Below are 13,586 nucleotides of genomic sequence, written 5' to 3' on the forward strand. Positions count from 1 at the left end.
GCGATCACGGTAAGGGCGGTGTGCATGTCTTCGCCCGTCGATGCAGGCGGTAGAGGTTGGTTCGGCATTCTTGATAACTTGCGACCATTTATTTGGGTGGGAGTTGATTACAGGCTGTCGGGATCCCCGCTATTAACAGCCCAGAGTTTTCGAAAACTTTCTGAAAGCTGTCGAGGTGGTGCAAATTGGACTTCAGTGAAACTCCATGGCTGGGTCGCAATAGAGCAGGCCAAAAGCGTTGAAACCCATGGCGGGCAGCTTCCTGTGGACGATACGCTAGTCGTCGCCATCGGCCATTTGCGCTTCGTTCGGTTCACCAATGGCCATAGCTGATATGCCGCTATTGAATAGCAGCTCAATCGAGCCGCTTCTAATATGGCGCAGGTTATTCAACGTCCGAAGGTTGTAGTGTGAACAGTGCTGTGCGTCTTCCCGGGGTTCTGGGCATTTTCTGCCTGGGTATGCTGCAGATTCTGGTCTGGGGTGGTTCGTTCTTTCTGCTGGCGGTGATGGCCGAGCCGATCACGCAGGAGATGGGCTGGGACAGCCATTGGGTGTATGGCGCACTGTCGCTTGGCTTGTTGGTCTCTGCGCTGCTGGCACCGTTTTCCAGCCGGCTGGTGGCGCGCTATGGCGGGCGCATGCAGCTTGCTGGCAGCGGCGTGGTAGTGGGTATCGGCCTGTTGATCGTTGCAAACTGCCAGAGCCTGCCGGTGTTCATGCTTGCCTGGATAATCATCGGTACGGGCATGGCGATGGGGCTGTACGAGGCCTTGTTCGCCACCCTGGGAGCGCTGTATACCGAGCGGGCAGGTAGGGCAATTACCGGCATCACGCTGATCTCCGGCTTCGCTACCACAGTGACCTGGCCGCTGCTGGCCCTGGCCATCGAACAGTTCGGCTGGCGTGCGGCGTGCATGGGCTATGGCATCTTGTTGATTGTTACTGTGGCGCCGTTGTACCTGTGGGTGCTGCCAGCCGGGCAACACAAACAAGCTTCAAAAATCGCACCCTCCTTGGCCACGGCAATCGTGGATCGGCGCTTGTACCTGCTGCTGACCAGCATCTTCGCCCTCGGCGCGATCATCATGACCGCCATCTCCGTGCAGCTTGTAGCCGTGCTGCAAGGGCTGGGTCATTCGCTGGCTGCTGCAATCGGGCTCAGCGCCTTGCTGGGGCCGAGCCAGGTTGCCTCGCGGGTGTTGCAAATCCTTGCCAGCAAACGCCACCCGATCTGGACTGCGCTGGTGTCTTCGCTGCTGGTCGCGGTGGGCGTGACATTGGTGGCGCTGGCGCCCGGCGCGACAGCGCTGGGCCTGCTGCTGTATGGCAGTGGCAATGGTCTGCGGGCCATCGTCAGGGGCTTGCTGCCGCTCGCGTTGATGCCGCCGGCGCAGTATGTTGCGCTGATGGGCAAGATGTCGCGCCCCTCACTGCTCGGCCAGGCACTGACGCCTTTGATTGGTGGATATCTGTTGCAGCACTTTGGTGCCATGGGCGTGCTCGCCGCGCTTTGCGCACTGGCGCTGGCCAACGTTGTGCTGGTGGTGCTCGTACTTCGTTCGCTGCTTTGTGACGCGAATGCGCAGCAGGGGGCGTGATGGCCACGATTTTTTGCTTTCAGGATGCAATGACATGTCGAGCACAGAGCGGGAAGAAGTACTGATCGATGGGCCGGTCGGGCGCATCCAGTTGTTGGTGGATCATCCCGAGGGCCAGACCAAAGGCATCGTGCTGGTCAGTCACCCACAACCGTTGTTGGGTGGAAGCCCGCGTCATGTGGTGCCGTTGACCCTGGCCCGGCAACTCTGCGCTAACGGTTGGCGGGTGGTTCGGCCGAGCTTTCGTGGCGTCGGGCTGACCGATGGCGAGCACGACGCCGGCCTCGGTGAGACTGAAGACAGCCTTGCCGTCATTGAGTATCTCGGGCGGCAGTATCCGCAGTTTCCCGTTTCCATCGTCGGTTTTTCTTTTGGCGCGTACGTATTTGCCCGGGTTGCCTGCGCGCTCTCAGGGCAATTGCAAGCCGTTGCCTTGCTCGGTCTGCCGGTCGGCGATGTGCCGGGTGGGCGGCATTATCCAGGGTTGCCTGTACCGACCGACTGCCTGCTGGCCCATGGCGAACTCGATGAAATGGCGCCCCTCGCAAACCTGCTGCAATGGGCGGCACCCGAGCATCGAAGTGTTTCTGTCCATGCAGGCGTCAATCATTTTTTCAAGGGCTGCCTGAACAGCGTGGCCGACCAGGTGATCACTCACCTGGAGCAGAAGCGGCTCTCCAATCTGTGATACAGCGGGCCATGCCCGGCAGGCATATCTGATAGGCCGGGGGCCGGTCTTCTCCCCAAACGGCGCTGTGCAAAGCTGTACCCGAGTCGGTAAAACAAGAACAACAAGGGTACTTCCATGAACGCAGAGCAAAGCACGGCGCACCCGTTGACGCGCAAAGAACGCACCACCGCAATCGTCGGCGTCTGTTCCGGCAACCTGGTGGAGTGGTATGACTTCTTCATCTACGCTTACACCTCGATCTACTTCGCGTCCCTGTTCTTCCCCGCCGGTGACCAGACCAGCCAGCTGCTTGCCACCGCCGGGATCTTTGCCGTGGGCTTTTTCATGCGGCCGCTGGGTGGCTGGATCTTCGGCTACATCGCTGACACCCGCGGTCGCAAGATTTCGATGATCATCTCGGTGTTCATGATGTGCGGTGGCTCATTGATGATCGCGGTGATGCCCACTTATGCGTCGATCGGTGTGGCTGCGCCTGTCCTGCTGGTAATCGCGCGGCTGATGCAGGGCCTGTCGGTCGGGGCCGAATACGGTACAGGCGCCACATACATCAGCGAGGTTTCCAGTGCCGGGCGCCGCTCGTTCTTCGGCTCCTTCCAGTACATGACTATCATTGCCGGCCAACTGCTCGCGCTGTTGACGGTGGCAGTACTGCAGATGCTGCTGAGCGAGCAGGACCTCAAAGCATGGGGCTGGCGTGTGCCGTTCCTGATCGGTGCGCTGGCTTCCATTGTCGTGGTGTACTTGCGCCGGACCATGCGCGAGACCGCGACCGAACAGGACATGAAACGCAAGGAGTCCGGCTCGATCAGGGCCCTGATGCAGCACAAGCGTGCAGTGTTGTTGACCTTCACCATCACCATTGGCTGCTCTTTGTATTTCTATACGTTCACGGCCTACATGCAGAAGTTTCTGGTGGTCAGCGTCGGCCTCGCTGCGCCGACCGTGAGCATGATCATGGCGGCGGCGCTGGTGATTTTCATGTTTTGCCAGCCGGTATTCGGGCTTCTCGCCGACAGGATCGGGGTGCGCCGCAACATGATCATCTTCGGTGTGCTTTCAACTTTTCTGGTGATCCCGCTACTCACAGCGATCAAGAATGTCCACGATCCATTGAGTGCCTTCGCGCTCGTGCTCTGTGGGTTGCTCATCGCTGCGTTCTACACCCCGGTTACCGGTGTACTGAAAGCTGACCTGTATCCGCCAACGGTACGTGCCCTGGGGGTAGGGCTGCCTTATGCGCTGGGTAATGCGATGTTTGGCGGCACGGCCGAGTACGTTGCGCTGAGTTTCCGCTCGATGGGCAGGGAAGAGGTGTTTTACGTTTACGTGGCGGCGATCGGTGCGATTACCTTGATCTCGGCCTGGTTGATGCCAGATATGGGCAAGCATGGCTACCTGGACGGTGACGGCAAGGTCGAGGAAAACATCGGCCTGCGCAAGCGCATTGCACGCAAGCTGTTTTCGGGGCAAGTCAGCAGTTAACTCAGCAGTTAACCTTGGCGCGGTGGGATGGACGGCGGTGCACCAGCGGGTTTCAGGCGCACCGTCGCAATCGGCATGAAGGCCAGAATGATGGCCTCCCCTTGTTACTCCAGCACCTTGGAGCGCCACACCATCATTTTCTCGGTCTGCATCTCCTTCATGGTGTGGGGAATGCCGCCGACACCATGGCCCGACTGGCGAACGCCGGCAAACGGCATCCAGTCGACACGGAACAGCGTGTTTTCATTGACCATCACCGCCGAGGCATCGAACTGCTGGTAGCACTGCATGGCAGTGTCCAGGGCGCGGGTGAAGACGGCTGCCTGGAACGCGTAGGGCAGGGCATTGGCAAGCGCTATCGCCTCATCGAGTTGGTCATAGCTGTAGACCACGATGACCGGGCCGAACACTTCTTTGTGCATCACCTGGCTATCCGCTGGCGGGTCGAGCAGCACGGTGGGCGCGTAGCAGTTGTTGCCCAGGGCGGCCCCGCCGCAAATCAGCTCGGCACCCGCTGTGACCGCTTCCTCGACCCACTGGCCGACGCGCTTGACTTCCCGCTCGTGGATCAACGGGCCGACGTCGGTCTGCTCGCTGCTTGGGTCACCCACCTTCAGCCCGGCGCCAAGTTCACCCAGACGCTGGGCGACCTCGCGGGCAATACTGCGGTGGCAGAACACCCGTTGCACGCTGACGCAGGCTTGCCCGGCATGCCAGAAACCACCGCGCGCCAGGCGCGGCAGGGCGTCATCGAGGTCTGCGTCTGCAGCGACAATCACCGGTGCCACACCGCCGTGTTCGAGCGCGCAGCGTGTGCCCGGGGCGAGCTTCGAGCGCAGCATCCAGCCGACCGGCGCGGAGCCGATGAAGGAGAAGAAACCCACGCGCGGATCGGCTACCAGCTTGCCAGCCACCTCGGTGTCCAGTGGCATCACCATCTGCGCCCAGCCTTCGGGCAAGCCGCTTTCGAGCAGGATGTCGATGATCACCTTGCAACTGAGCGGCGTATTGGCCGCAGGCTTGACCACCACCGGGGCGCCTACGGCGATGGCGGGAATCACCTGGTGGATGATCAGGTTGAACGGATGGTTGAATGCCGAGATCGCTGTCACCACGCCAATCGGCTCAAGCTGGGTGAACGCCACCTTGCCGGTGGATATCGCATTGAGGCCCATGGGAATCACATGACCTGCGTCGGCGCGCAGCACCTCTATGCAGTTACGGATACCTTCGACGCCGCGGTCCACCTCGGTCAGCGAGTCCTTCAAGGGCTTGCCGCCTTCACGTGCAGCCTGCAAGGCAATCGCTTGGCGGCGGGCGCCGATCAGCTCAGCCGCACGCTCGAGAATCTGCATGCGGGTGATTTTCGGCAGCCAGCCTTTGCGATCCCGGAACAGCGCATAGGCCCTGGCCAGGGCTGCGTCGACATCCTCGGCAGTGGAAATGGCTACCTGGCCAACCAGGCTCTGGTCGTAGGGGGAATACACCGAATGCTGAGTCATTGCTCGAACCTCGTAGCTAAAGCTGGGGAATCATGTTCTGGATCAAAGCCTAGCCCCTGCGGGCGTTAAGGAAAATCGGCATTTCTCAAAGGAGGCGTTAGGCAAAGCTAAACGCTGAGGGTGCAACTGCGTTAATCTGTCAGCACCATTGATTCGGGTAAGTCCTCCATGCATGTCGATTTCAAGGACCTGGCGCTGTTCATTCAGATCGCCGAGGCGCCCAGCCTGACCCAGGGGGCCAGGCGGGCTTTCCTGTCACCTGCTGCTGCCAGTGTGCGGATCAAGGCTCTGGAAGCCCAGCTGGGCACTCATCTGTTGTACCGGGCCAGCCGCGGCACCGAACTGACAGAAGCCGGCCAGCGCCTGCTCAAGCACGCCCGGGTGATCATGCGCCAGGTCGGCTACCTGAAAACCGAGTTCGACGAGTACGGTGCCGATGGCTCCGGGCACATTCGCATCTTCGCCAACACCACGGCGGTGACCGAGTTCCTGCCGGAGATTCTTGCGGGGTATCTGGGGCGCAACCCCGGGGTAACCATAGACCTGCAAGAGCGCTCTTCGAGGGATATCGTGCGCGGCGTGCTGGAAGGTTCCACTGACCTTGGCATCACTGCCGGCACCATCACCGCCAAGGACCTGGAGGTGATCCACTTCAGTACCGACCGGGTGGTGCTGGTGGTACCGGTCGGGCACCCGCTGGACCGTGGGCAGCCGCTGCGCCTGGCCGACACACTGGAATATCACCAGGTGGGGCTGCAGGAAGGCAGCACGCTGCATGAGTTCGTCCGCGAACACGCCGAACAGGCAGGTAGAAACCTGTCGTGGCGGATTCAGGTGTCCAGTTTCGAGGCACTGTGCCGGATGGTGGAGGCGGGTGTGGGTATCGGCATCATCCCGCAGTCGGCAGCGCTCAGGCACCAGAAAACCCTGCGGCTGTCGGTGGTGCAGCTGGATGAACCCTGGGCGCTGCGCGAGCGCAGTATTCTGGTGCGCGACTTCGACGCGCTGCCGGGCTGCGTCAAGGCGTTGATCAACCTGATGCGCCCGGCCTCAGACGATTCTGGCAAGCAGCCAGGTTAGGCCAGTACGGGGCGGGTGCTGGCAAATGGAACGCGTTGATTGAGTTGGTTACTCAGCGCATCCAGCGCTGGAACGTCTGGCACCCAATGGGCGTTGCCGAAACGAAAACGCACAGCATCGAGCAACACTACCGTGATGATGTTGGCAAGGCTCGGCATGCTGCCCTCGGTGTGTGTCGGTGTGCCGGCGTTCAGGCGTTGCAGGGCATCCTCGATGGCGCCGCGTCGGCGCAGGCCGACGGGAGCGTCATCGAAGTCCGGGCGGGTGCGGCGGCCGATGATGATCGAGGCGAAGGCTTCCAGGGCTCCGAAGGCCAGCGCGCTCTGCGCCATTTCGCAGGCCGAAGGCACTGCCAGGGCCTGTTCCGGGTAGGCAGCTTCCAGATACTGGGCGATCAGCAGGCTGTGGCTGATCGCTACGCCAGCATCGACCAGGGCCGGAACCTTACCCGTGGGCGTAGCGTCGATCAGTGCTGCGGGCGACGCCCAGGGGTCGACCAATATTTCTTCGTGGGCAATGCCTTTCTCCTGCAGCAGGATCCTGACGATGCGGGCAAAAGGGGAGGTGGAGCTGATGAACAGTTTCATGTCGCGAACCGCTGTCGGTTGAGTCTGCAAGCCATGATCCGACGGGTCAGGCGTGTTTGGAATCAGTCATTCCCAAAGCAGGCGTTAACCTTTCCCTAACACCGGTGACTGGCACGGCCCGATCAGCAAGCAGCTCATGCGCATCACCCAGCGCTCGATCGCCGCTTCTGCCATGGGCGCTTCCCGGCGGCGCAGGTTGTCGGCCGAGTCGAGCAAGGCCAGCACCGCTTCGCATACCCCGGTAATGTCAGCTGCCCCGTGCTGTTCGAGGGCGATGTACTGTTGAAGCGGATCACGTAATCGTTGTTGTGCAGCCTGCACCCAACCACGTTGCTTTCTGGTGAGATGCCGCACTTCGTGACGCAGTAGCAGCTGTTCGCCAGGGTGGCTGTGCTGACGGTCCAGCATGAACCGCAGGTAGCCCTGCAGGTTGCGTGGGTAGGTGCTGCAACGCCAGGCTTCCAGGCGCTGGGCCAGGGCGAACAGCAGCACGTCCAGAAGCAGGTCCTGCTTGCTGGCGACATGGTTGTAGAGGCTGCCGGGCTGCAGGCCGGCGCGTGCCGCCAGTTGGCGCATGCTCATGGCGGCGTAGCCAATTTCGGCCATCAATTCACTTGCCACCTGGAGCAAGCCGTCACGGCAAGAGTGTGCGTGCTGAGGCATGGCGATGGACTTCTCGGGGTTGTCGAGGAGCCCCTGGTGTCCGGTGCCCGGTCCGTCAGAACATGGGCAGCCCGGCACCAGGGGCGGTAACGCGGATCAAGAGTGCGGATTGACGAGCTGCAACAGTGCACGGGCGCGCAGTATCACCGGCGCGTCTACCATCTGACCGTCGAGGGTGAAGACGCCCGCTCCGCTGTCGGCGCCAGCGACCACGCGGCGGGCCCAGTCCAGTTCTGCGGCAGAAGGTTGCAGAGCACGGTGAATGACCGCGACCTGGCTGGGGTGGATGCACAGGGCGCCGCCAAAGCCCATGTCCCGGGCAAACTGCACATGCTCATGGAGCCCGTCTGCGTCCTGGATGCTCGGGAAGACCCCATCGAGCGGTGCCGCCAGGCCAGCGGCCCGGCTGTGCAGGATTACCGCGTAGCGGGCGTGGGATAAAACCTGCGCAGCCGCTTCGCTGCCGGTGCCCAGGTTCAGGTCAAGGCCCAGATCCAGGCTACCGAACGACAGGCGCTCGACGCCTGTTGCCGCGGCCAGTTGGGGCAGGGCGACCAGGCCCCTGGCACTTTCGATGATCGGCAGCACCGGCTTGCCGGTAGCATGCGCACGCTCGATCTGCTGAACGGTTTCGGCCTTCGGCAAGAGGACACCGGCCACCCCGGCATGGCGGTGACAGAGCGCAAGGTCGGCGTCGAACGCCCAGTGCCCGGGGGCATTGACCCGTACCAGCACCTCTGCCTGCGGATGATCGCTGAGGAACTGATGCAGGTTTTCTCGCGCCTGCTCCTTGGCAGCTTCCTCGACGGCGTCTTCAAGGTCGACGATCACGCGGTCGGCACCACTGGCCAGCGCTTTGCCTATCCGTTCAGGCCGGGTGGCGGGGACGAACAGCGCCGTCCGGACAATTACCGGGCTCATTGCGGATTCTCCAGGGTGAATTCGATTTCGCCGGTCTGGGCCATGCCATGCGCTGCTGTCGCCCAGACCTGGGCCTTGCCCGCTTCGAGCAGACGCCCGCCGACGTCGAACGGCGTTGGCGAGATCAACGGGCGCAGGCCACGGAATGCAAAGCGCTGAACCTGGGCGTGCGGGTTGGCGCGCTGGAAGGCGCGCAGGTTCAGGGTCGCGATCAACGGGCCGTGCACCACCAGCCCCGGGTAACCTTCGGTTTCGGTGACATAAGGCCAGTCGTAATGAATGCGGTGGCCATTGAAAGTGACCGCCGAATAGCGGAACAGCAGGGTCGCGTCCGGTGTGACCGGCTCCTGCCATTGCGCCTCGGGCGCGGCATCTGTGCCGCCGAGTTTGGGCGGGCTGGGCTCGCGGTAGACGATGTCATGCTCCTCGATCAGCGCCGTGGTGCCGTCCTGCAGGTACTCGTGCCGAACCGTCACGAACAGCAGGGCACCGCTGCGGCCCTGTTTCTCTTCGGCCTTGATGACCGTCGAGCGACGCATGACATCGGCTTCGACGCGCAGCGGGCTGATGAACTGCAGGCGGCTGCCAGCCCACATGCGGTTGCGGTTTTCAGCCGGCGGCAGGAAGCCGCCACGGGCAGGGTGGCCGTCGCTACCCAGGCCTGCGGCGTCCACCGCCGGCTGGAAGAACGCCCAGTGCCAGAGCAGCGGCAAGGCTTCGCCGGGGGCCGGGCATGGTTCGCTCAAGGTTGCAGCGATGCGCTTGACCAGATTATGGGTAAGGCGCTCCTCGAAGTTTTCACTGCGGCCGATCCAGGCGCTGAAGTCTTGTGTGGTCATGCTGATGTCCTCTTGTGGTCAGAGCTGGTCGCTGAGTTCGGGCACGGCTTCGAACAGGTCAGCCACCAGACCATAATCGGCCACCTGGAAGATCGGGGCCTCTTCGTCCTTGTTGATCGCAACGATCACCTTGGAGTCCTTCATGCCGGCCAGGTGCTGGATCGCACCGGAAATACCGACGGCGATGTATAGCTGTGGCGCGACGATCTTGCCGGTCTGGCCGACCTGCATGTCGTTGGGCACGAAACCTGCGTCGACCGCAGCGCGCGAAGCACCGACGGCGGCGCCGAGCTTGTCGGCGAAGCTATACAGATGCTTGAAGTTGTCACCGTTGCCCATGCCGCGCCCGCCGGAAACGACGATCTTGGCAGCAGTCAGCTCTGGGCGGTCGGACTTGGCCAGCGCTTCGCCGACGAAGGCCGAGATACCGGCGTTTTGCGCGGCACCGATGGCTTCTACGACAGCCGAACCACCTTCGGCAGCAACCGGATCGAAACCGGTGGTACGTACCGTGATGACCTTGACCGGTGCGCTCGATTGCACGGTGGCAATGGCGTTACCGGCGTAGATCGGGCGCTTGAAGGTGTCGGCGGCTTCGACCGAGATGATCTCGGAGATCTGGTCGACGTCCAGCAGCGCGGCAACGCGCGGCAGGATGTTCTTGCCATTGCTGGTCGCCGGCGCCAGTACATGGCTGAAGTCCCGGCCCAGATTGGCGAGCAGGGGAGCGACGTTTTCCGGTAACTGGTGCGCGTAAGCCGCATCATCGGCCAGCAGTACCTTGCTGACGCCAGCAATCTGCGCAGCAGCAGAGGCTACATCTGCCGCGTTGAGGCCGGCCACCAGCACGACGATTTCGCTGCCGATCTGGTTGGCCGCTGCCAGGGTGTTGAGGGTGGCAGAGGCAAGTGAGTGATTGTCGTGTTCTGCAAGTACCAGGATCGCCATCAGATTACCTTTGCCTCGTTCTTCAGTTTCTCGACCAGTTCAGCTACCGATTTGACCTTGATGCCAGCGCTGCGGGCAGCCGGGGCCTCAACCTTGATGGTCTTGTTGGTGGAGGCCAGCGTTACGCCCAGCGCGTCTGGCGTGACGGTTTCCAGCGGCTTCTTCTTGGCCTTCATGATGTTCGGCAGCGACGCGTAGCGCGGCTCGTTCAGGCGCAGGTCGGTGGTGACGATAGCCGGCAGGTTCAGGGCAACGGTCTGCAGGCCGCCGTCGATTTCGCGAGTGACGTTGAGCTTGTCGCCTGCCACTTCAACCTTGGAGGCGAAAGTGCCCTGGGCAAAGCCGGTCAGCGCGGCAAGCATCTGGCCGGTCTGGTTGTTGTCGCTGTCGATGGCCTGCTTGCCGAGGATGACCAGCTGCGGCTGCTCCTTGTCGACAACGGCTTTCAGCGCCTTGGCCACGGCCAGGGAGTTCAGTTCATCGGCGGCTTCGACCAGGATGGCGCGGTCGGCGCCCAGCGCCAGGGCAGTACGCAGCTGCTCCTGGGCGGTGGCCGGGCCAACGGCAACGACCACGATCTCGGTGGCCACGCCTTTTTCCTTCAGGCGCACGGCCTCTTCCACGGCGATTTCGCAGAAGGGGTTCATGGACATCTTGACGTTTGCAAGGTCGACGCCGGAGTTGTCCGCCTTGACGCGAACCTTGACGTTGTAGTCGACCACACGTTTGATAGCGACCAGCACTTTCATAAGCAGTAATACTCGTTCTGGATCAGGGAACAGCAGGCGTTGAAAAAGAGGGGTCAGATGACCCCTGAAGCGCGCAGCTGTTGAATGCGTTCGATTGGCAAACCCAGCCCCGCCAGGATGGCCTCGCTGTGCTCGCCAAGGGCAGGGACAGGGCCCATGCGCGGTGTATAGGCGTTGCTGGTGGCGGGTGGCAGCAGGCTGGGCACGCTGCCGGTAGCCGTGTCGATCTGCCGCCAGCGCTCGCGCGCCTTCAATTGTGGGTGCTGCCAGACACCCTGCATGTCGTTGACCTTGGCGTTGGCGATGCTGGCGCTTTCCAGGCGCTGGATTACAGTGTCGAAGTCGAGGGTGGCAAAGGCTTGGACGATCAGCGCGCGCAAAGCATCGCGATTGGCCACGCGCTTGTAGTTGGCGGCAAAGCGCTCGTCCTCGGCCAGCGCCGGGTCGAGCAGCACTTGCTGGCAGAACAGCTGCCACTCCCGTTCGTTCTGCAAGCCGAGCATCACCGTGCTGCCATCACCAATCGGGAACGGCCCGTAGGGATAGATCGTGGCATGGGCGGCACCAGCGCGCGGTGGTGGCGGGGCACCCTCGTAGGCGTAGTACATCGGGTAGTTCATCCACTCGACCAGGCTTTCCAGCATCGAAATCTCGACCTGGCTGCCGACCCCGGTCTTTTCCCGCAGCAGTACGGCCGAAAGGATGCCGGTATAGGCATACATGCCGGCGGCGATGTCGGCAATGGAATTGCCCGCCTTGGCCATCTGGTCATCAGTCGGGCCACCGGTTACCGAGAGAAAACCGCCTTCGCTCTGGATCAACAGGTCGTAGGCTTTCTTCTGCTCGTAAGGCCCGCCGACGCCGTAGCCTGAAATGTCACAGACGATCAGCCTGGGGAAGCGCTCATGCAGCGCTTCGAAACTCAGGCCCAGGCGGGCGGCGGCGCCGGGCGCCAGGTTTTGCACCAGCACATCGGCCTGCTCCAGCAACTGGTCGAGAATGTCACCGGCGATACCTTGCTTGAGGTCCAGGGTGAGGCTTTCCTTCGAACGGTTGGTCCATACGAAGTGCGAAGCCAGGCCATTGACGCGTTGGTCGTAACCCCGGGCGAAGTCGCCGCTGCCGGGGCGTTCCACTTTGATCACCCGGGCGCCCAGATCGGCCAGCTGGCGCGTACAGAAGGGCGCCGCGATGGCGTGTTCGAGGCTGATGACGGTGATGCCATCGAGGGGGCGCTGTGCCTTGGACTGGCTCATGAGTATCGTCTCTCTTGTCATGGCAGACCCCTTGCCGGGCAAGGGGGCGCTGAATCAGAACGAGCGTGGTAGTTCCAGAAGGTGTTCGGCCACGTACGACAGGATCAGGTTGGTGGAGATTGGCGCCACCTGATACAGGCGGGTTTCGCGGAACTTGCGCTCCACGTCGTATTCGTTGGCAAAGCCGAAGCCACCGTGGGTCTGCAGGCAGGCGTTGGCGGCTTCCCAGCTGGCTTTGGCGGCCAGGTACTTGGCCATGTTCGCGGCAGCGCCGGCGTTCTGCCCGCTGTCGTACTGGCGGCAAGCTTCCCAGCGCATCAGGTCGGCTGCTTCGATTTCGATGTGCGCTTCGGCGATCGGGAACTGCACGCCCTGGTTCTGGCCGATGGGCCTGCCGAACACCACGCGGTCACGGGCGTACTGGGCAGACTTTTCGGTGAACCAGCGGCCATCGCCGATGCACTCGGCGGCAATCAGCGTGCGCTCGGCATTCAGGCCGTCGAGGATGTAGCGAAAGCCCTTGCCTTCTTCGCCAATCAGGCTGTCGGCCGGGATTTCCAGGTTGTCGAAGAACAGTTCGTTGGTTTCGTGGTTCACCAGATTGGCGATCGGTTGCACGGTCAGGCCGTTGCCGATGGCTTCGCGCAGGTCGACCAGGAAGATCGACATGCCGTCGACCTTCTTCTGCACCTCGACCAGTGGCGTGGTGCGGGCCAGCAGGATCATCAAGTCGGAGTGCTGGACTCGGGAGATCCAGACTTTCTGGCCGTTGATGATGTACTTGTCACCTTTGCGCACGGCAGTGGTCTTGATCTTGGTGGTGTCGGTGCCGGTGGTCGGCTCCGTGACACCCATCGACTGCAGGCGCAGCTCGCCACTGGCCAGCTTGGGCAGGTAATAGCGTTTCTGTTCTTCGCTGCCGTTACGCAGCAGGGTGAACATGTTGTACATCTGCCCGTGGATGGTCCCGGAGTTGCCGCCGCAACGGTTCACTTCTTCCAGGATGACCGAGGCCTCTGCCAGGCCCAGCCCGGAGCCGCCGAATTCCTCGGGGATCATCGCCGACAGCCAGCCGGCGTCGGTCATGGCTTTGACGAAGGCCTCGGGAAAGCCTTTTTCTTCATCGATCTTGCGCCAGTATTCGGCAGGGAAGTCGCTGCACAGGGCACGTACGCCTTCGCGGATGGCGTTGAGCTCTTCGTGGTTGTATTCGGTCATGGTCACTCTCCAGGGTGGGCAGGGCCGGTGGCGTCATCGTGGTTCTGCC

The 13,586-nt window shown here is 62.3% G+C and carries 14 protein-coding genes; 5 read left to right on the forward strand and 9 right to left on the reverse strand.

What is annotated here, in order from left to right:
* Positions 1-24: 24 nt before the first annotated feature.
* The 4 genes from KSS94_RS12245 (at position 25) to KSS94_RS12260 (ending at position 3,774) form a co-directional block, all read left to right on the forward strand.
* Positions 25-333, forward strand: a complete 309-nt coding sequence (locus tag KSS94_RS12245; protein WP_217843231.1) for a hypothetical protein — start codon at positions 25-27, stop codon at positions 331-333.
* A 128-nt stretch (positions 334-461) separates the two neighbouring features.
* On the forward strand, positions 462-1,601 hold the full coding sequence (locus KSS94_RS12250; protein WP_217843232.1) for an MFS transporter: 1,140 nt from the start codon (positions 462-464) through the stop codon (positions 1,599-1,601).
* Between the two features lie 34 nt (positions 1,602-1,635).
* The gene (locus KSS94_RS12255; RefSeq protein WP_217843233.1) at positions 1,636-2,289 is read left to right on the forward strand and encodes an alpha/beta hydrolase; all 654 of its coding nucleotides are present in this window, start codon (positions 1,636-1,638) and stop codon (positions 2,287-2,289) included.
* A gap of 117 nt (positions 2,290-2,406) precedes the next feature.
* Positions 2,407-3,774: an MFS family transporter gene (locus KSS94_RS12260; protein ID WP_217843234.1), complete on the forward strand. Its 1,368-nt coding sequence runs from the start codon at positions 2,407-2,409 to the stop codon at positions 3,772-3,774.
* Between the two features lie 104 nt (positions 3,775-3,878).
* Here KSS94_RS12260 and KSS94_RS12265 read toward each other — a convergent pair whose 3' ends face one another.
* Positions 3,879-5,276, reverse strand: coding sequence for an aldehyde dehydrogenase family protein (locus KSS94_RS12265; protein ID WP_217843235.1), 1,398 nt, complete (start codon positions 5,274-5,276; stop codon positions 3,879-3,881).
* A 168-nt stretch (positions 5,277-5,444) separates the two neighbouring features.
* On the opposite strand from KSS94_RS12265, the gene KSS94_RS12270 reads away from it, so the two are divergent.
* Positions 5,445-6,356: a LysR family transcriptional regulator gene (locus tag KSS94_RS12270; protein ID WP_217843236.1), complete on the forward strand. Its 912-nt coding sequence runs from the start codon at positions 5,445-5,447 to the stop codon at positions 6,354-6,356.
* Here KSS94_RS12270 and KSS94_RS12275 read toward each other — a convergent pair.
* The 8 genes from KSS94_RS12275 to KSS94_RS12310 all read right to left on the reverse strand — a co-directional run bounded on the left by KSS94_RS12275 (position 6,353) and on the right by KSS94_RS12310 (position 13,537).
* Positions 6,353-6,943: a glutathione S-transferase family protein gene (locus KSS94_RS12275; RefSeq protein ID WP_217843237.1), complete on the reverse strand. Its 591-nt coding sequence runs from the start codon at positions 6,941-6,943 to the stop codon at positions 6,353-6,355. The two genes, KSS94_RS12270 and KSS94_RS12275, sit on opposite strands and share 4 nt — an antisense overlap.
* Positions 6,944-7,027: 84 nt before the next feature.
* Positions 7,028-7,606, reverse strand: a complete 579-nt coding sequence (locus KSS94_RS12280) for a TetR/AcrR family transcriptional regulator (protein ID WP_217843238.1) — start codon at positions 7,604-7,606, stop codon at positions 7,028-7,030.
* A 96-nt stretch (positions 7,607-7,702) separates the two neighbouring features.
* Complete coding sequence (locus tag KSS94_RS12285) at positions 7,703-8,527, reverse strand: HpcH/HpaI aldolase/citrate lyase family protein (protein ID WP_217843239.1); 825 nt, start codon at positions 8,525-8,527, stop codon at positions 7,703-7,705.
* Positions 8,524-9,366, reverse strand: coding sequence for an HTD2 family dehydratase (locus tag KSS94_RS12290; RefSeq protein ID WP_217843240.1), 843 nt, complete (start codon positions 9,364-9,366; stop codon positions 8,524-8,526). Before KSS94_RS12290 ends, KSS94_RS12285 begins: the two co-directional genes overlap by 4 nt.
* A gap of 18 nt (positions 9,367-9,384) precedes the next feature.
* On the reverse strand, positions 9,385-10,314 hold the full coding sequence (locus tag KSS94_RS12295) for an electron transfer flavoprotein subunit alpha/FixB family protein (RefSeq protein ID WP_217843241.1): 930 nt from the start codon (positions 10,312-10,314) through the stop codon (positions 9,385-9,387).
* Entirely contained in the window at positions 10,314-11,063 is a 750-nt protein-coding gene (locus KSS94_RS12300) for an electron transfer flavoprotein subunit beta/FixA family protein (protein WP_217843242.1), read from the reverse strand. Before KSS94_RS12300 ends, KSS94_RS12295 begins: the two co-directional genes overlap by 1 nt.
* A gap of 53 nt (positions 11,064-11,116) precedes the next feature.
* Positions 11,117-12,319 (reverse strand): CaiB/BaiF CoA transferase family protein, encoded by a 1,203-nt coding sequence (locus tag KSS94_RS12305; RefSeq protein ID WP_217843243.1) that lies wholly within the window; start codon positions 12,317-12,319, stop codon positions 11,117-11,119.
* A gap of 54 nt (positions 12,320-12,373) precedes the next feature.
* On the reverse strand, positions 12,374-13,537 hold the full coding sequence (locus tag KSS94_RS12310) for an acyl-CoA dehydrogenase family protein (RefSeq protein WP_217843244.1): 1,164 nt from the start codon (positions 13,535-13,537) through the stop codon (positions 12,374-12,376).
* Positions 13,538-13,586: the final 49 nt, after the last annotated feature.

Origin of the sequence: Pseudomonas fakonensis, assembly GCF_019139895.1 — a bacterium.
Classification (GTDB): Bacteria; Pseudomonadota; Gammaproteobacteria; order Pseudomonadales; family Pseudomonadaceae; genus Aquipseudomonas; species Aquipseudomonas fakonensis.